General features: G+C 38.4%; 13 protein-coding genes. 8 read left to right on the forward strand and 5 right to left on the reverse strand.

The window, feature by feature from the left end; genetic code table 11:
- The first annotated feature begins 26 nt into the window (after positions 1–26).
- The 3 genes from KO530_RS20985 to KO530_RS20995 all read left to right on the forward strand — a co-directional run bounded on the left by KO530_RS20985 (position 27) and on the right by KO530_RS20995 (position 2,203).
- On the forward strand, positions 27–893 hold the full coding sequence (locus KO530_RS20985; protein ID WP_216050402.1) for a LysR substrate-binding domain-containing protein: 867 nt from the start codon (positions 27–29) through the stop codon (positions 891–893).
- Between the two features lie 136 nt (positions 894–1,029).
- Positions 1,030–1,794 (forward strand): tRNA isopentenyl-2-thiomethyl-A-37 hydroxylase MiaE, encoded by a 765-nt coding sequence (gene miaE, locus KO530_RS20990; RefSeq protein ID WP_216050442.1) that lies wholly within the window; start codon positions 1,030–1,032, stop codon positions 1,792–1,794.
- 178 nt (positions 1,795–1,972) lie between these two features.
- Positions 1,973–2,203, forward strand: a complete 231-nt coding sequence (locus KO530_RS20995) for a hypothetical protein (RefSeq protein ID WP_216050403.1) — start codon at positions 1,973–1,975, stop codon at positions 2,201–2,203.
- Positions 2,204–2,280: 77 nt separating this feature from the next.
- Here KO530_RS20995 and KO530_RS22265 read toward each other — a convergent pair whose 3' ends face one another.
- Positions 2,281–2,532, reverse strand: coding sequence for a cysteine-rich CWC family protein (locus tag KO530_RS22265; RefSeq protein WP_354667886.1), 252 nt, complete (start codon positions 2,530–2,532; stop codon positions 2,281–2,283).
- A gap of 358 nt (positions 2,533–2,890) precedes the next feature.
- On the opposite strand from KO530_RS22265, the gene KO530_RS21005 reads away from it, so the two are divergent.
- On the forward strand, positions 2,891–7,924 hold the full coding sequence (locus KO530_RS21005; protein WP_216050405.1) for an EAL domain-containing protein: 5,034 nt from the start codon (positions 2,891–2,893) through the stop codon (positions 7,922–7,924).
- A 152-nt stretch (positions 7,925–8,076) separates the two neighbouring features.
- Here the strand turns inward: KO530_RS21005 and KO530_RS21010 are convergent, their stop codons facing one another.
- Complete coding sequence (locus tag KO530_RS21010; protein ID WP_216050406.1) at positions 8,077–8,481, reverse strand: PaaI family thioesterase; 405 nt, start codon at positions 8,479–8,481, stop codon at positions 8,077–8,079.
- Positions 8,482–8,817: 336 nt separating this feature from the next.
- Positions 8,818–9,771, reverse strand: coding sequence for a transposase (locus tag KO530_RS21015; protein ID WP_216050407.1), 954 nt, complete (start codon positions 9,769–9,771; stop codon positions 8,818–8,820).
- 153 nt (positions 9,772–9,924) lie between these two features.
- Here KO530_RS21015 and miaE (KO530_RS21020) point away from each other — a divergent pair, with 153 nt between their 5' ends.
- A complete protein-coding gene (miaE, locus tag KO530_RS21020) occupies positions 9,925–10,641 on the forward strand; it encodes a tRNA isopentenyl-2-thiomethyl-A-37 hydroxylase MiaE (protein ID WP_216050408.1) in 717 nt (238 codons plus the stop codon).
- A 240-nt stretch (positions 10,642–10,881) separates the two neighbouring features.
- On the opposite strand, the gene KO530_RS21025 is transcribed toward miaE (KO530_RS21020), so the two are convergent.
- Complete coding sequence (locus KO530_RS21025) at positions 10,882–11,790, reverse strand: hydrogen peroxide-inducible genes activator (protein WP_216050409.1); 909 nt, start codon at positions 11,788–11,790, stop codon at positions 10,882–10,884.
- Between the two features lie 235 nt (positions 11,791–12,025).
- Between KO530_RS21025 and ahpC the strand changes: the two genes are divergently transcribed.
- The 3 genes from ahpC to KO530_RS21040 all read left to right on the forward strand — a co-directional run bounded on the left by ahpC (position 12,026) and on the right by KO530_RS21040 (position 16,026).
- Positions 12,026–12,589, forward strand: coding sequence for an alkyl hydroperoxide reductase subunit C (ahpC, locus tag KO530_RS21030; RefSeq protein WP_216050410.1), 564 nt, complete (start codon positions 12,026–12,028; stop codon positions 12,587–12,589).
- 97 nt (positions 12,590–12,686) lie between these two features.
- Positions 12,687–14,237, forward strand: coding sequence for an alkyl hydroperoxide reductase subunit F (gene ahpF, locus KO530_RS21035; RefSeq protein WP_216050411.1), 1,551 nt, complete (start codon positions 12,687–12,689; stop codon positions 14,235–14,237).
- Between the two features lie 253 nt (positions 14,238–14,490).
- Entirely contained in the window at positions 14,491–16,026 is a 1,536-nt protein-coding gene (locus tag KO530_RS21040) for a methyl-accepting chemotaxis protein (protein ID WP_216050412.1), read from the forward strand.
- Positions 16,027–16,083: 57 nt separating this feature from the next.
- Here KO530_RS21040 and KO530_RS21045 read toward each other — a convergent pair whose 3' ends face one another.
- Positions 16,084–18,168 (reverse strand): M13 family metallopeptidase, encoded by a 2,085-nt coding sequence (locus tag KO530_RS21045; RefSeq protein WP_216050413.1) that lies wholly within the window; start codon positions 18,166–18,168, stop codon positions 16,084–16,086.
- Between the last annotated feature and the right edge of the window lie 346 nt (positions 18,169–18,514).

An 18,514-nucleotide genomic window follows, 5' to 3' on the forward strand; every position in this document is an offset into this window, starting at 1 on the left:
TTCACTTTTACTAGGTGGTAATAATTATGCAGTGGGAAGGGATTAGCGAGTTCGTCTACGTTGCGGAAAGCGAGAGCTTTACCCAAGCGTCAAAAAAAATGGCTATTTCTACTGCCCAAGTAAGCCGACAAATAAGCGCATTGGAAAAGCGACTGAGTATAAAATTGTTGTATCGTACGACACGCAAAGTGTCCCTAACGGAAGAAGGGCGAGTTTTTTATCAACATTGCCGCAGCGTACTTGATGGGTTAGAGGCCGCTGAACGTGCCATTACAAATTTACAGTCTAAACCACAAGGGAAAGTAAAACTTACAGCACCCGTAACCTATGGTGAACAACAAGTATTACCGTTGGTGAATGATTTCATGAAGCAATACAGTGATATTGAGGTAAATGCACTTCTAACAAATCAAAACTTGGATTTGGTTGAAGGTGGGTATGATTTAGCGATTCGGCTTGGTAAGTTAAGTGATTCATCGATGATGGCGAAAAAACTCGGAACGCGAACCAACTATGTTTGTGCTTCACCTGCTTACTTAGAGAAATACGGCATACCTTACTCCTTATCAGAATTGAGTAAACACAATTGTTTATTAGGAACCCTAGATTACTGGCGTTTTAAACAATCAGACAAAGAAAAGAACATTCGAGTGAAGGGGAAAATTCGCTATAACAGTGGTTTCGCACTTGTTGATGCGGCATTAAAAGGCTTGGGCATAGTACAATTACCTGATTATTATGTTCAAGAACACCTGCAAAGTGGGGAATTGACTACCTTACTGGATAATTATCGAGAGCCAGAAGAGGGGATATGGGCTATTTACCCCCAAAATCGCCACTTATCGCCAAAAGTAAGGTTATTAGTGGATTATTTGGCAGATCAATTAACTTAAATGCCGTTATATTATTCTGCTTACTAATCTATTGTGATTCCAAGCATGATTAGACTGAGGTGTGATATTATTTGCGCCAGTGTTAATTTGTTCGTTTCGCCCATGGGCGTTTTACAATAGTGTTTTAAGAGGTCTTATTAGTTTGGAAAAGTTGTTACTCCCCATCAAAAGCTTTTTAATGTGTGAAACACCTAATGAATGGATATCAGAGGCAGTAAAAAAGGAAAACCTTGCAGTGTTGCTTACTGATCATTTAATTTGTGAATTGAAGGCTGGTCAAACAGCAATGTGGCTGATAAAAAAATATGCTGCTGACAAACAAAGCGGGCAAGCTTTACAAGAATGGTTTCAACCTTTCGAAAAATATGTGTATCGCAAAGAAGGAAGTTTGGCTTCTTTAGGTGAACATTCAAAATTACGTAAAACGATTGTGCCGAAAAGTAATTCACTTTTTGGACAAGATTTTATTGATAAAATGGTGTTACTAATCAAAGAGGAATTACACCATTTTTACCAGGTTCTAGAAATTATGCAAGCTTATGGAATAGAGTACAATAATATTACTGCGAGTCGGTATGCGAAAGGAATGATGCAACATTTGCGGACACACGAACCGGCCATATTGGTAGATAAACTAATTTGTGGTGCATATATTGAAGCTCGTTCGTGTGAACGATTTGCTAAATTAGCGCCTTATCTTGATGAAGACCTGAGCAAGTTTTACGTGTCATTGTTGCGTTCGGAGGCCCGTCACTTTGAAGATTATTTGTCATTAGCGCAACAAGTGGCGAGAGAGGATATTAGTCAACGTATAATGTTCTTCGGTGAAATTGAAGCTAAATTAATTTCGTCAAAAGATAGTGATTTTAAATTTCATAGCGGGCGGCCACATACAGTTTAATTTATACTGTTAGCTTAATAATCACTTAAGAGGAAAACTACTAAATAGTTCATATTATTAGTAGTGAAATTCGCCTTAAGGCGACGTTAAACCAAGCAAAAGTCGTCCTTCTTAACCTCTTTATTTTTTCCACTTCAAATCCGTATATATTAATTGAATTAATAAACAAGGGTTTGTAATGGAAAATAAAGCTTATCAAATAGTAAAAGGAAAGAACTGTAATGCAGCTGACGTAGCGACTTTTTTGGATAACATTAAGCAGGCATTAATGCTTGTCTGGGATGATTTTGATAGATTAAAGGTGACTCCGAATAATTATGATCTTAACTATATAGTAAATGACTTAGCGCTTACTCAGTTCAAAGAATCTGTTACAGGCTCGAAAAAAATAGTATTGCTCATTTATTGATTTTGTCTGCTCCATTTATATAATCATACTGGTCCAATCGAATAATGCTTATGGTCCTGATGGATAAATTTGGTGGTTCAAAGTGACCGTAATGTGCAATTGGAATGATGTCGCTGAGCACATGATTTACAAATACAGCTGATATTTTCAGTGGTATTGAGAGCTTGATTTATTAACTCAACTTGAAACCTTATATTAGGCTCCATGCACCAACACTTTTGGTTGCTTTTTGGCGTCAAATTCTCACAAGCATTGGTACTTCCACACAACGGACATTGTTGCATTATCACTCCATTTTCTATGGTTAACAAAACCCAAATTACGGTCATAATAACGAATGTATTAGGCTAGTTAGTCTAAAGTATAACCGCGTAAATTAGCCGGCAAAATCAATACAAATCAAGACAAAAACACCCGTAGAAAACCAACATTCGATACAGAAAAATAAATATTTACTACTTATATATCAAAGCATTACGCTCATATTGCGGATTAGCAAATCACTCACTCATCTTTCTATCTACGACAAAAAAAACATTATATTTTTTTTCGTCCTTTATCATTTGCGAATAAAACCACCCGAGATACGTTGTCATTATTAGTTTTATTAGCTATGTTGCTCAAATGAAAGTTAAATTTAAACGTTCGTTTAGCTAAAAGTAGATGGATTTCCGAGGGTGATAGTACATGAAGTATGATACAACAATTCTTTATATTGAGAGTGATGATAACACCCGTAATATATATTCCGATTTTCTACGTGGGATGTTTGCAACCGTTCTTGAAGCATCCAATGGTCGTGAAGGAATTTCAAAGTTTATTACCCACCGACCAAGTCTTGTCTTAACTGAAATTCAGCTAACCCATATGAATGGGCCTGAACTGATCCAACAAATCCGTAAAACCGACCTAAAAACACCAATAATTTTATTCAGTGCCCATATAGAAGAAGATTTTATACTAGATACCATTAATGATCAGATTAATGGTTTTATTAATAAACCTGCAGATAGAAAGAAAATAGCACAAGTTATTGATCAAGTATTATCAGTTGAAAAACATGATGGATCGGTGAGTAAATCTAACATTTTAGGTGATAGTTTACGAATTAACATTGAATCCGAAGATGATTCACCGCAAGATTCAGCCAGCCTAATGGTTGTAGGTATAGGTTCGAGTGCAGGTGGCCTTGAAGCACTGACTACTTTAATAAAAGGACTACCGAGCAATAATAATTCAGCCTATATCGTTGCGCAGCATCTAAGCCCTAAACACAATACGATGTTAGTTGAATTGCTCTCTAGAGAGAGCTCCTTAATGATTAAGGAAGCTGAGCATAATGAAACCCTTGAGAGTGATATCTTCTATATTACCCCTCCTAATAAAAACGTAGAAATTAATAGCAACAATCAAATTATTTTATCTGCCCCTGAAAAACAATCTTTCTTACCCAAACCATCTGTAAATCAACTTTTTATTTCCATTGCTAAGTATAAGAAAGAACGCTCTGTCGGCATTATATTGTCAGGCACAGGATCTGATGGCTGCCAAGGTATGCGAGCGATTAATTCAGAGGGTGGTATAACAATTGTGCAAGAGCCGAGTACCGCTAAATACGATGGCATGCCAATGGCAGCAATTAATGGTTCGGTAGTCGATATTTTAATTGAAGCGGATAAGATCGGTGAGGAATTAGTCGCCCTTGCTAATTTCCCGCGAAATAAAGTGCTGAAAAAACATCAAATTACCCCCGCTAATGACCATATATCGATCATTTTTGCGTTACTCCACAAAATTAAACATGTGGATTTTTCTGTTTATAAAAAAGCCACTATCGGCCGTCGTATTGAACGCCGAATGGTTGCACTTAAAGTCACCACGCTTAGTGAATATGTGGCATTGATTCAAGAAGATGAACAAGAGGTCGAATTACTCTATAAAGATATTCTAATTGGTGTAACCAGTTTCTTTAGGGATAAAGAAGCCTACGACTCACTTGAGAGTCTACTAGATAAATACCTAGATGAAATTCCCGATGCCAAAGAACTTAGAGTTTGGATGCCAGGTTCATCAACGGGTGAAGAAGCCTACTCGGTTGCCATAATACTCAATGAATTATTAAACGATCGACAAAATGATCTGGATTTGAAAATCTTTGCCACAGATATAGACGAACAGGCCTTAAAAACTGCCCGTCGAGGTGTTTATAGCCAAGCGTCAATGACCGAAGTGTCAGAGTCTTATATCAAAGATTATTTCAATATCGCAAACGATGAATTTGAAGTAAAAAAAACGTTAAGACAAAATATCGTTTTCACCTACCATAACCTTTTGTCTGATCCACCATTTAAAGATTTAGATCTTATCGTTTGCCGTAATCTGCTTATTTATTTTAACCTTGATGCGCAAAAATGGATCATGCCAGCATTTCATTATGCACTTAAAGATAATGGAATACTTTTTCTTGGGAAATCTGAAAATGCGACCAATTTTGAACAACTTTTCGCGCCAATTGATAAACCCAATAAAATTTTCAAATCAGTGGCGAATTCGAAGAAAAATTTTCCGGCCATCACAGTAAGACCACCTAAATATGTAAAATATCCAGCTGAAGAGCAAACTAAAACATCAAAAGAAACGCCACTGCAAGAAACGATTATTACCGAAGCGGCAAAGCTTTTAATGCCAAATATGATCGTGACAAACGAACAACTTGATGTGGTATATAAAAAAGGTAACCTCGATTTTATTTCTGTTCCAGAAGGATATATTTCCTACAATTTATATAAAATTGTTGATTCTAGGTTAGTCTTAGATTTAAGAAAATTATTTAGTGACGCTAAAAAAGGATTTGGCGTTAGTTCTAGTGGTTACATATCGTTACCACTAAAAGACGGAAAAGCACGTCTTATAAAAATTCACCTTGTGCCTGTTATGAATGGTCGCAATCAAATGTATATTTTTTATTTTCAGAGCATCTCAGTTTTAGATTTACCGCTTATTAACACAAATTTAAATGAAGTAGCGTCCTCTTCTACCCAAGAATTAGAATTTGAACTACAACGTACTAAAGAGCATATGCAAACCCTGGTTGAAGAACTAGAAACGTCAAACGAAGAATTACAATCAACCAATGAAGAATTACAAAGTGCTAATGAAGAGTTGCAGGCCACCAATGAAGAAATGGAAACCAGTAATGAAGAGCTTCAATCGACTAATGAAGAACTTCAAACCGCTTATGCGGAACTCAAAGAAATGTTCAATGAGAATACAAACATTAAAGAAAAACATAGCTCTCTTAATCGACGTTATGAATCGGTTTTAGAAAATATACATGACGGTGTCATCATTACTAATCTTCAAGGTATGATTCTTAAAACTAACCACGCAATGCAAAAATATACAGGATTATCTCGAGAACAACTGCTAGCTAAAAACTGGTTCGATTTATATCCTATTGAAAATAGTTCACGCTTTATCAATAGACAAAAAGAGCTAACTGAGAAAGGGACATTTGGCCCCTATATTTTAGAGTTAGAATCGGGTGGCATTACAAAAACGATACTTAACGTGGAAGACTACCTTAGTCGAGATGAGCAAGGTAACACCCAAATATGGTCTTTTGCTTCAGACATATCAAAAGAAAGACATGCGCTAACTGAGCTATCCATAAGCCAACAAAAATATAAGGCAACCTTTGAAAACGCCAATATTGGTATTGGTCATGTTGGACTAGACGGAGAATGGATTTCTGTCAATAAAGCGTTAACTAAAATGCTCGGTTATCCCGAAGAAGAATTATTGTCGTTAACTTTTCAGGATATAACTCATCCTGACGACCTAACTCAAGATTTAGATCTGGTTAAGCAATTAATCAATGGCGAAAGAAATTCCTACAAAATGGAAAAGCGTTATTACAACAAAAATGGCGACTTGTTTTGGGCAATGCTCTATGTGGCTATTGTCAGAGACAATAACAAACCATTATATTTTATCTCGGTAATAGAAGATATTAATAGTCAGAAACAAGCTACTTTAGATAGTGCCCAAGCTAGAATGGTATTTAATACCACCCAAGAAAGCATTGCGGTAACAGATAAAGAGACCAGAATTATTAATGTTAACCCTGCTTTTGAAAGCCTTACCGGCTATTCACTGGATGAAATAAAAGGTAAGAAAATAAGCCTTTTAAAATCAGAACAACATGGGCCAGCGTTCTACAGTGAAATGGAACGTTCATACAAACAAAGCGGCTATTGGTCAGGTGAAGTAATTAATAAGGCGAAAAGTGGTGATCTCTTCCCCGTTTTTCTCAATATCAGTGCGGTTAAGGATAATAATGGCTATATTATTCAATATATAGCGGTGATAACCGACATCTCTATGATCAAACAATCACAGGATAAAATACAGTATTTAGCAAATCATGATTCCTTAACTGGCTTACCTAATCGCACGTTATTTGCAGATCGTCTTGAGCATGCACTACAAGAATCTCGCCGTTCCAAAAAGCAACTCGCAATTTTATTTGTTGATCTTGATCGCTTTAAAGTGGTTAACGATGGCTTAGGCCATAATGTAGGCGATGCCGTTTTGATAGAAGTAGCTAAGAGGTTTACCAATATTTTACGTTCAGGAGATACGGTTGCAAGAATCGGCGGTGATGAATTTGTTATTATCGTACAAGATTTAGACTCTGCATTAAATGCATCAAAAATCGCACTAAATTTAATTCAATCGGTAAAAGAAGAGATACAAATAGACGAACATAAAATTACGATTGGTGCGAGCATTGGTATAAGCATTTATCCAAATGATGGACACTCCGCAGACGAATTGATTCGTCAAGCTGACATCGCAATGTATGATGCAAAAGAGAATGGCAGAAATATGTATCGCTATATTTCACAAGAGCTATCGTCGTTTGCTTTCGAGAAGGCTTCAATGGAAGGTTTGATTAGAGAAGGATTAAACAATGATGAATTCGAGGTTTATTATCAGCCTATTATCGACTTAACCACTATGAAAGTAGCTCACCTTGAAGGGTTAATTAGATGGAATCATCCTAAACTTGGCCTGGTGATGCCAAATAAGTTTATTCCCCTTGCCGAGGAATCAGAACTCATCACTGAAATAACTAAATATGTGATATTTAAAGTGATGAGCACGATCAGCAATTTGAATAGTATCAATCACCACAAATGCAAAATCGCGATTAACTTTTCGTTGAAAGATTTAGAAAGTGATTCACTGTTTTACACGTTTAAAAAGTATTTACAGCAATTTAAAATTGATGGTAGTTCAATATCACTCGAAATTACCGAAAGAAAAGTCATATTGTCTAATGAACAAAATCAAAAACATTTAGATCGCTACAAAAAATTAAATGTATCTTTCTCAATGGATGACTTTGGTACAGGCTATTCAAATTTAGGTTATTTGATTAATAAACCGTTCGACATCCTAAAAATTGATCGTTCTTTTATCTCTCAAATTGGCGCTGCTGGTCAATCAGAAGAAGTTGTTAAAGCAACAATTTCAATTGCCAAAGCGCTAGGGTTGAAAACGGTAGCTGAAGGTGTTGAGACAAAAGAACAATTTGATTTTGTGGCTAGCCATAAGTGTGATTTTATTCAAGGATTTTATTTTCAAACCCCAGAACCCATTGATAAGTTACTTGCGTATTTACAGGTGGATGATGAGAAAAAACCTAAACATTAGTTAAAACTCAATTAAAATACTCAACAAAGGTCATTATAATATTAACGCAAGAGCAATAGCGTAATGGCCTTTGAGGTGTATTGATTGAGATGTAGCATTCACTTACCATTGGTGTTTATTGCTCCGCCACTATTACCATTTTACTGTACTGATTAATCTACTTTATTAATAGCCCCTTGGGCAACAGCAACTAATTTTTCACCATCCTCACTAATTGCATACACTTTACACTCACATACTGCTTGGCGTTTACCTGAAGAAATAGCGGTAGCTCGTGAAATTAAAGTATGACCAATAGCGGGTCGTAGATAATTAATTTTGTATTCAGATGTAACGCTGTCTTCAAGCACTGATCCACCGGCAAAGGTTAAACAATTGTCAGCTAAATAGCTAACTACACCACCATGGACGAAACCATGTTGCTGCTTCAATTCATCCTTTATGGGTTGGGTGATTTCTGCTTTACCGGGTTCAAAAGCTGTTAATTGAGCACCAAGCAGCTGACTAAATGGCTGAGACGTCAAAACGCTTTTACCAAATTCAAATAATTCACTCATGTTAAAAATTACCTTTGAGAGCAAGTCACCCTGAGCAAATACTGAGCAAATACATGGACAGGCACCTTATTAGATAGGAGATTTTTTGGCTTTAAATGATTACTGAATGCTGTCAAAACAAATACATGGACAGGCACCTTATTAGATAGGAGATTTTTTGGCTTTAAATGATTACTGAATGCTGTCAAAAAGGTTCTAATACGCCCATTATTTAGATAAACAGAAGAGACAAGTTCATTTTTCCGAATGAGCGTTATTGAGGTGAATTTAGTGCAGGGAGAGCCTGTTTCTTGTTCAAAGAATAGATTGAAATGAAAAGTGCTTTAAGGGGATAGGTTAGCCTAATGAATTCTTTTTCCTACGTTTTCGTTTATAGCGTTTTAAAGTGTCTGTTTGTCCAGCAGCCACACGAAAATTAGTTTCAAACGTTAGAAACATATCTTGCCAGGTGTATTCATCTAATCCTAAACGCTGCAAAATGGGGGATTCTCCTATATCAATTGCCCCTCGTTTGTCAGGATTGAGACTGCGACCAGATAGGTCAACCAATTTCATATATTCGATTAAATCCAACGGTAACCCCTGCGGTTGTGGCTCTTTTGGGTTGCCAACAAAGGGCATTAATGTAGATGGCTGATACCCTTTTTTAAAATCATGAATACGGCGTTTAATACTGGTGTGATTAGACGACTCTGGGGTTGTTGCCATTTTTGCTCGTATGGGGTTTAAATCTACGTATACCATACAGGCTGCTAATGCATGCTCATCTAACAGTGCTTGCGATTTGAATCGTCCTTCCCAAAAGTGACCGGTACAGTTATCTTCTTGATTCGCTTGTCGAGCAATCGGCTCATTCAATTCTCGCATAAACCAGCTAATATCGGTTAATCGACTTCGATAAATCGACAAAGTCGAATGTAGCGTGATTTGCTCAGCGTCGGTGAATACTGGAGCTTCTTTTGAAGTTAACTTTTGTGAGAGCAATGTTCCTTTGTGAAGTTTATGCCATCGCAGCGCAATCTCTTTATCCGTCCAGTGTTTTGCTTTGTCTGAATTTACATGTAACACCACATGAGTGTGATTACTCATCACCGCATAGGCACAGACTTCTATGGCAAAGGCTGTGGTTAAAAATAGTAACCTGTCTTCTACCCACTGACGACGATGCTCATAACTTTTTCCTGTTAGTTTATCTTCGCCACACAAATAAGTGCGCCGAACACAGCGAGATACACAATGGTAATAAGGGGTATCAGAAAGGTTAATTTGTCGTTTCCTTGCCAGTGGCATTATTCACTCCTTGAATTAAACATACTAAAGCATAGTTGATTCTATTTTCATAAGAGTCTAGTTCTAGTCTAGTTTGTGGCTGTCCATGTTAATACCTCCAGTGGCTGTCCATGTTAATACCTCCATGTTAATACCTCCATCAAAAGCTTTTTAATGTGTGAAACACCTCAAGATTGGATCGACGAGGCTATCAAGCCTGAAAATCTGCCTACGTTATTAGTTGATCATGCGAACTGCGAGTTAAAAGCCGCGCAAACTGCAATGTTGTTGCTGCGTCGTTATGCGGTTGATAAAGAAAGTGGAGATGCACTTTTAGCTTGGTTAAAACCCTTCGAAGATTTTGTGTATCGCAAAGTGGGGGATGGGAACTTTAAAGAGCATGTTAACTTATCTAAAAAACTGATTAGTAAATCAAATTTTGAACATGGTGATGAGTTGATCAATAAAATGGTAATGCTAATTAAAGAAGAGCTTCACCATTTTCAACAGGTGTGGGATATCATGCAAAACCGAGGTATTGAATATATTAATTTAACCGCCTCAAGGTATGCCCGTGGCATGATGAAACGTGTTCGCACCCATGAACCTGCCAAGCTAACAGATACCCTAATTTGTGGCGCATTCATTGAGGCTAGAAGTTGTGAACGTTTTGCTAAGTTAGCGCCTTTTTTAGACGATGAATTGAATGCATTTTATGTATCTTTGTTGCGCTCTGAAGCCCGACATTTTCAAGACTATTTAAGTTTAGCTGAAACAATTGCAATGCAACCTATTAATGAAATAGTGGCGACATTTAAACAAAAAGAAGCGGAATTAATTTTATCTGATGACAGTGAATTCCGCTTCCATAGTGGCGTGCTTGTGGCGTAATGAATAGTCGTTTAATTTATTGACTGCGCAGAGTTCGATTTCGCGCCGCAAATTTGATCACCGTAGTAATTATTTGAATAATTACAATTTTTAGTGCTGTTGATGGTCGCTTTTGTAGTAAAGATTGATTTAACGTTATTTATTAAAGTTTTCATGTTTATCACCTTGTTTGGACTAGGTGGTTATCTTGACCTATTCATTGGATTCTTTAAATTTGATTAAATTAATAAACTAATTCTATTATTTTGAATCACACTTCTGTGTAAGCTGTTGTTGAAAAATGTCCTTTAAAATACTTAACTCAGAAGTTCTCACATAGTTTGGTCTGATGATTAGCGCTATGGTGCGATGGGGCCCTGGCTCGTTTAAGTGGATAGCGCGTAGTTCTGATTGGTTGTGAATAAGCTGGTCTAATGCCATTTGCGGCACTAAGGTTGTACCTAGTTTTCCGGCGACCATTTGAACTATGGTATGCAGGCTGGCCGAGTCAAAATCCGACTGCTGCTTTTTATTCTGCAGGCTACAAGCCACTAATGCGTGATCCTTTAAACAGTGCCCATCTTTTAACAACATTAATTTCTCTATTTCCATTTCTTCACTGGTTATTTCATTCATTTGACTCGGGCTTTCATCTTTGTGACTGACCCAGTAAAAGTCTTCTTCCCAAAATGGAAAGGTCATCAAGCCATCGACGGGGTAGGGTAGAGCAAGCACAGCAGCATCGATGTCACCATTACGCACTAAATCCACAAGTACATGGGATTGCTCTTCTACGATTTGTAGCTTGAAGTCGGGATATTGCTTGCGCACCTCTGGAAGTACTTTGGGTAACATATAAGGCCCAATGGTAGGGATTACGCCCAAGGTCATGGAACGAGATAGAGGCATTTTGTTGGTTTGCGCTAATTGCATTAGCTCATCCATCTCTAGCTTAATACGTTTTGCTTTGGCAAGTATGATCTCGCCATCGGCGGTCACTAATACTTGTTTATTGTTTCGTTCAAAAACTTGCAAGCCGAGTTGCTTTTCCAATTCATTAATAGCCGTACTTAATGCCGACTGTGAAACGTTGCAGGCTTCTGCCGCTTTTTTAAAATGGCGGGTTTTATCAATTGCCAGTGCGTATTTTAATTGTTTTAAAGAAACCATAATCATTGTTCCAAAAAATTGAACATAAATTCAAATTAATTCTAATTAGCTTGATTGTATCAGTAGCAAACAGAAAACACGCTACTTTCATAGTTCTAAAAAATAGAAGATAAGTATAGATTTAATTAAATTTAACTGCACGTTGATTCCAACTATTATTCTCCCCGTCGAAAGCAAACACGCTTTTTAAGCAAACACTATTTAAAGCAATTTACTATTTTAGAGGAATACAAACATGGCTCAGATCGGAAAAACTATCCCAGAATTTAAAGCACAAGCATTTCATAACGGCGAGTTCGTTGAAGTAACGTCTGAAAGTGTTAAAGGAAAGTGGGGCATCTTCTTGTTCTATCCTGCTGACTTTACTTTCGTATGTCCTACTGAACTTGAAGATATGGCTTCACATTACGAAGAGCTTCAAGGTCTTGGTGTGGAAGTATATGCAGTATCAACTGACACGCATTTCTCTCACAAAGCATGGCACGATTCTTCAGACGCCATTGGTAAAATCAACTTCCCAATGATTGGCGACCAAACTGGCACAATCACTCGCGGATTTGATGTGATGATCGAAGAAGATCACATGGCACATCGTGGCACATTCTTGGTTGACCCTGATGGCGTTATCCAAGTAGCGCACATTCACGCTGGCGGCATCGGCCGTAACGCAAAAGATATGGTTCGTAACGTTAAAGCAGCTCAATACGTACGTGAAAACGACGGTGAAGTATGTCCAGCCGCTTGGGAACAAGGTCAAGCAACCTTAACTCCTAGCTTGGATTTAGTGGGTAAAATCTAGATTTAAAACAATCCACGTAAATTGGCGGGTTATAGGAGGTTAATGCTTCTACCCGCCATTTTTTTCACCAGTTTATTTGCAGTAAAAAGGTAACACTATGTTAAATAACGATATTTTAAATGCTCTAAAATCGTATACCAAAAATATGACTAACAGCGTGGCACTAGTTCTACAAACTGGTGAGCACGAAAAACGTCAAGAATTAGTCCAATTTTTAACATCATTGTGCTCAGTTTCAGACAATCTGACATTGATTGAGCGGGATGATAATTTACGTAGCCCAATTACATTCTATTTAGAAGTGAACGGTAAAAACAACGGTATCTCGTTTTCAGGCATTCCCAGTGGGCATGAGTTTAACTCACTTATATTAGCCATTTTACAATCTTCAGGAACGGATCTTAAACTCGATAAAACCTTGCAAAGCATGGTACAGAAAGTGAAAGACGATTTGCACTTTGAAGTCTTTATTTCGTTAAGTTGCCACAACTGTCCGGATGTTGTGCAATCGTTAAATCAATTTGCATTATTGAATGACACTATAAGTACTGAAATGCTAGACGGCGGCTTGTTTCCAGAATTGATTGAGCAGCGCAACATTCAAGGTGTTCCTAGTGTTTATTTAAATGGCGAGTTATTTGCCAATGGTAAAATTGATACCGCACAGTTGGTCGACAAATTAATCCAACGTTACCCTTATATTGTGGGTGGCGATGATAACGAAGCCTTACCACTTCAAGATGTGACTGTTATTGGTGGCGGACCTGCTGGGGTTGCCGCAGCGATTTATTCTGCTCGAAAAGGCTTGAACGTCACTATGATTGCCGATCGAATAGGTGGTCAGGTTAAAGATACTGTAGGAATCGAAAATTTAATTTCTGTTCCTAAAACAACGGGTACAGAATTAACTGGTAATTTATTGGCGCACCTGAACGATTACGAAGTCAATATCAAAGAATTTTTACGTGTTGATAAAATTGAGAAAGGGAAAACCAAGAAAATACATTTATCCAGTGGTGAAGTTGTAGAAACTAAAACAGTTATTGTCACAACTGGAGCAAAATGGCGCGAGCTAGGTGTACCAGGTGAGAAAGAAAATGTTGGTTCCGGCGTAGCCTATTGCCCACACTGTGATGGACCTTTCTTTAAGGGCAAAGATGTTGCGGTTGTTGGTGGCGGTAATTCCGGTATTGAAGCGGCAATAGATTTAGCGGGTATGGTTGATCATGTCACTGTTTTCGAATTTTTACCTGAGTTAAAAGCAGACAAAGTGTTGGTGGAAAAAGCCGAAGCTAATAGTAAAATTACGATTATCAAAAATGTCGCTACTAAACAGATATTGTCAGAAAATGGCAAAGTAGTCGGCCTTGAATATGAAGACAGAGTTAGCGGGGAAATAAAGCAACAAGCTTTAGCCGGTGTATTTGTTCAAATTGGTTTAGTGCCTAATAGCGCATTCTTAAAAGATGTGGTTGAACTTAGTAAATTTGGTGAAGTGGTGATAGATCACAAGTGTGCAACCTCTGAGCCTGGTATTTTTGCTGCTGGGGATGTGACAACCGTGCCTTATAAGCAAATTGTCATCGCAATGGGAGAGGGGTCAAAAGCCTCTTTATCAGCCTTTGATTATCTAATCAGAGAAAGCTAAACGCCTATATAAATTCAAAGGGCAAAAGACAAAGACAAGCTTCGGCTTGTCTTTTTTGTATTAAATTATCCAATTAATTGGGTTATAGATTGGTGACTTACGCCGATAACATTCAAAGTCAGTCTATACTTGGAGCACTAACATATTGTTCTAAATGCAGTGAGCTATTAGCAAAAGTAATTTATAATTATAATTATCTTGTATTTCAACATCTTGTTTTGTTGAATTTAATGGAATAAATGGAGTCGAGTTAATGGGTAAACGCAATCAGAATATTGTCGACCAAGAAGTCACTTTTGGGGTAGATGAAGAGTTGGTATCTGTTACAGATCTCCGCGGCGTAGTAACCTACTCAAACGACAAGTTTTGTGAGGTAGCTGGGTTTACCAGAGACGAAATCGTTGGCAAAAATCACAATATCGTAAGACATCCTGATATGCCTAAAGCGGCATTTGCAGATTTATGGGAAAAACTAAAAGCCAAGCAACCTTGGCGTGGGGCGGTGAAAAATCGTTGCCAAGATGGTCGCTATTATTGGGTTGATGCTTATGTCACTCCGGTCTATGAAAATGGCGATTTAAAAGGTTTTCAATCGGTCCGTCGTTTTCTGCAACCTGAATATCGTAAACGTGCAGAAGCTCTTTACTCTAAATTGAATAAAGGCGAGAAGGCCGAACGTAAATGGGCGTTAAATTGGGGGATTAAACACGTTATATTTTTACTCTTAGCGGCCGCTATTTTAGGTGCAACAATGTTTATGCCTTATTTTGCTTTGTTACTGGTGGGCTTACCTTATTTGGTATTCAAAAGTGAAATCTTTAGTTTGCCAAACTATCTTAAAAAATCTCAGCAAGATTATGACAGTGTCTCTCGATTTGTTTTTTCAGGTACGGGCATTGTCAGTGTTGCTGATTTCCCCGCAAAAATGCATCAGGGGGCAATACGAACTATCATCGGACGGGTAATAGATAGTTCTGCGTCTTTATACAACGTTGTCGTCGAGCTAAAATCTGCAGCTGAACGAGCGACCGAAGGTGTTGAAAAAGAAACGGCTGAAGTACATCAAGTATCCGCTGCAATCGAGCAAATGGGCGCTTCGATTAGCGAGGTGGCAAACAACATTACCTTAACTTCACAAAAAATTGAAAGTGCTAATCAAGGTTGTGAAAATGCCACTAAAGCAATGACCGAAACAATGCACAAAGTGTCGCAGTTGGCTGAAGATGTGGAAAGCTCTGCAAATGCTTCGGGCCAACTGGCTGAAGAGGCGCAGCGCATTGGCAACGTGATGAGTGAAATTCAAGGTATTGCCGATCAAACCAATTTACTCGCGCTAAATGCGGCTATTGAAGCGGCAAGAGCTGGTGAGCATGGTCGCGGTTTTGCGGTAGTTGCCGATGAAGTGCGTGCATTATCGAGTCGAACCCATTCGGCTACCGAACAAATTCAAACTTCAATTAATGAAATTCAATCCACTTTACTTACTTGGGCTAAATCCATGAATGAAGGTAAAGATGCTGCAATCGAATGTGTTGCTGATACTAGGCAGTCGCGAGAGTTAATTGAGGGCGTTTATCAGCAAATTTCTGAGATATCAGGGCTCGCATTTCAGATTTCCACAGCTGCTGAACAGCAAAGATTGGTCTCTCAGGAAGTTAACGATAGTATTTTAAATGTGAGTAATATTTCGCAAGAAAATTTAGAGCAAGTTAATTTTGTGAAAGAAGCTTCAAACGATATCAATACTAAAGCAAAAGTGCTGGCATCGCTGGGTTTAACATTTGGATAATTTGAATTAAATAAAAACAGCAAGCGCTAATGCTTGCGCTTGCTGTTTTAATCATTATTACCAGATACGTACGCGTTCTTCAGGTGCCAAATAAAGTGCATCACCCGGTTGAACGTTAAATGCTTTGTACCAAGCGTCATGGTTACGAGGGGCAACAGTTCTGTATCGCGCCGGAGCATGGGGATCAGATTTAAGCTGTGACATCAGACTTTGTTCAGTACGTTTTTCACGCCAGACTTGAGCCCAAGCTAAGAAGAAACGCTGATCGCCAGTAACACCATCAATTACCGGTGCTTCTTTGCCATTTAAACTTAATTTATATGCATGATAGGCCATTGCTAAACCGCCTACGTCACCGATATTTTCACCCAGAGTCAGACGACCATTTACATGACTGCCTTCAATTGGCTCATAACCATCATATTGGGCAGCTAACGCATCGGTTCTAGCTTCAAATGCGGCACGATCTTCATCGGTCCACCAATTACGCTGAATACCATTTTCATCCGATTTAGAGCCCTGATCATCAAACCCATGACCCATTTCGTGGCCTATTACTGCCCCTATGCCGCCATAATTTACCGCTGGATCAGCATTGGGATCAAAAAATGGTGGTTGCAGAATTGCCGCAGGGAAAACAATTTCGTTGAACGAACTATTGTAATACGCGTTTACTTGTTGAGGTGACATGCCCCAGCGTTCACGATCTGTTTTTTCAAGTTCTTGAGCTGCGCTATCATCCCTAAAAAACTTACGAATACGTTGTACATTGCCAATTAGGTCATCAGGCTTAATTTCTAGACCATTGAAACTTTGCCATTCATCAGGGTAGCCAATTTTGGGACGAAAAGACGCTAACTTAGCATGTGCGTTTTTCTTGGTTTCATCCCCCATCCATTGCAAACTATCGATACGTTCGCCCAAGGCGGTTCTGAGGTTTTCAACCAGTTCGGCCATTTGTGCTTTAGAACTGGCTGGAAAATGCTTTTCGACGTAAGTTTTACCAATAGCAAATCCAAGGGATTGGGTACCTGACATTTGCGCTATAGCACGTTTCCAACGAGGACGAGGTTCTTGCTGACCATTTAATGTTTTGCCATAAAACTCAAAGTTAGCACTGAAAATTTCGTCAGATAGCAACTCAGCTTGGTTGGTGATCGTATGATAAGTCATATAATCTTTCCAAACAGAGAGGGCTTCACTATTGACTAATTCAATGGCTTTTTTGATCGGTTCAGGCTGTGACATATTTAAATGCGGAACCTTGTATTCAGTTTCTGCAAAATAGGTATCCCAGTCAAAGCCAGGGTAATCGGTTGACAGTTGTTGCCGTTCAATTTGGTTGAGTGTCAAATCTCGATCGCGACGTTTTTCGCGAGGCCATTGCGCTTCAGCGATTTTGGTTTCTAAGGCTAAGATGCCTTTGGCTTTTTGTGCTGCATCTTCGACTTTTGCAAAATTCAACATCTCTTCAATGTGCGCAACGTATGCTTCACGTATTTCTATAAAACGTTCGCTATCTTCTAAATAGTATGAACGGTCAGGAAGTCCCAAGCCACCAACACCCACAGACATTTGGTATTGATCTGGATTGAGGCGATTAAACCACATTCCACCATAGATCGGGCTTGCCGAACCGTCGAGCCAAGCACGGCCAAACATGGCGGTTAGTTGGGTTTTATCTGAAATACTACTGATACTTTCTAGCACTGGAGAAATGGCTGCGATGCCTTTGGCATTTGCCGCTTCAGTGTCCATGTAAGCTTTATAGAAATTGGCAATTAATTGTTCTTCCGACGTCAATTCTTCGCTATTGCTAGTATTTGCTAATTCATCAATGATAGTTTTAATTTGCTTTTCACTGCGCTCAGCTAATTTTGTAAAGGCACCATAGCGAACTTTGTCACTAGGGATTACAAAGTTATCGTACCAAGTACCACCTGCGTAACGGAAAAAGTCGTCACCGGGTTTAACTGATTCATCTCTTGCATCCAGCTCAATACCAAAGTCGCCTAATTCAGCCTTTGTTGTTTGCGTTGTGGCTGCCACATCTTGTTTTGGGGCAGGTGTATCTGCAGACTTATTACATGCGCTTAAAATAAATACGCTCGCTATGCTGGCCGCTATAAGTGTTTTTTTCATAAATCCTCAATTTTTCGCTTTATGATGTATACATCAAAATCCAAAGCTACATGAAACGCTGTATTCAGTACTCTCATGTCTATGAAACCAGTACTGAAATTTTATAAAATAATTTAATCAATATTAACCGCGTTACTCTACCTATAATTGAATCTAAATTACATAGTTGTTAGATAAACGGTACATAATTTAAGAGTAACAAGCTCAAAACAAATAATTTTGTGCTTTAGCCATGAATAATATTGCCAACGTTGTAGGGGATAAATCCCCCAGCTACAGGAAGGGAATTTGTAGCATGGCCTTCAGGCCATGAATAATATTGCCAACGTTGTAGGGGATAAATCCC

This window comes from Aliiglaciecola lipolytica, assembly GCF_018860635.1.
Lineage (GTDB): Bacteria > Pseudomonadota > Gammaproteobacteria > Enterobacterales > Alteromonadaceae > Aliiglaciecola > Aliiglaciecola lipolytica_A.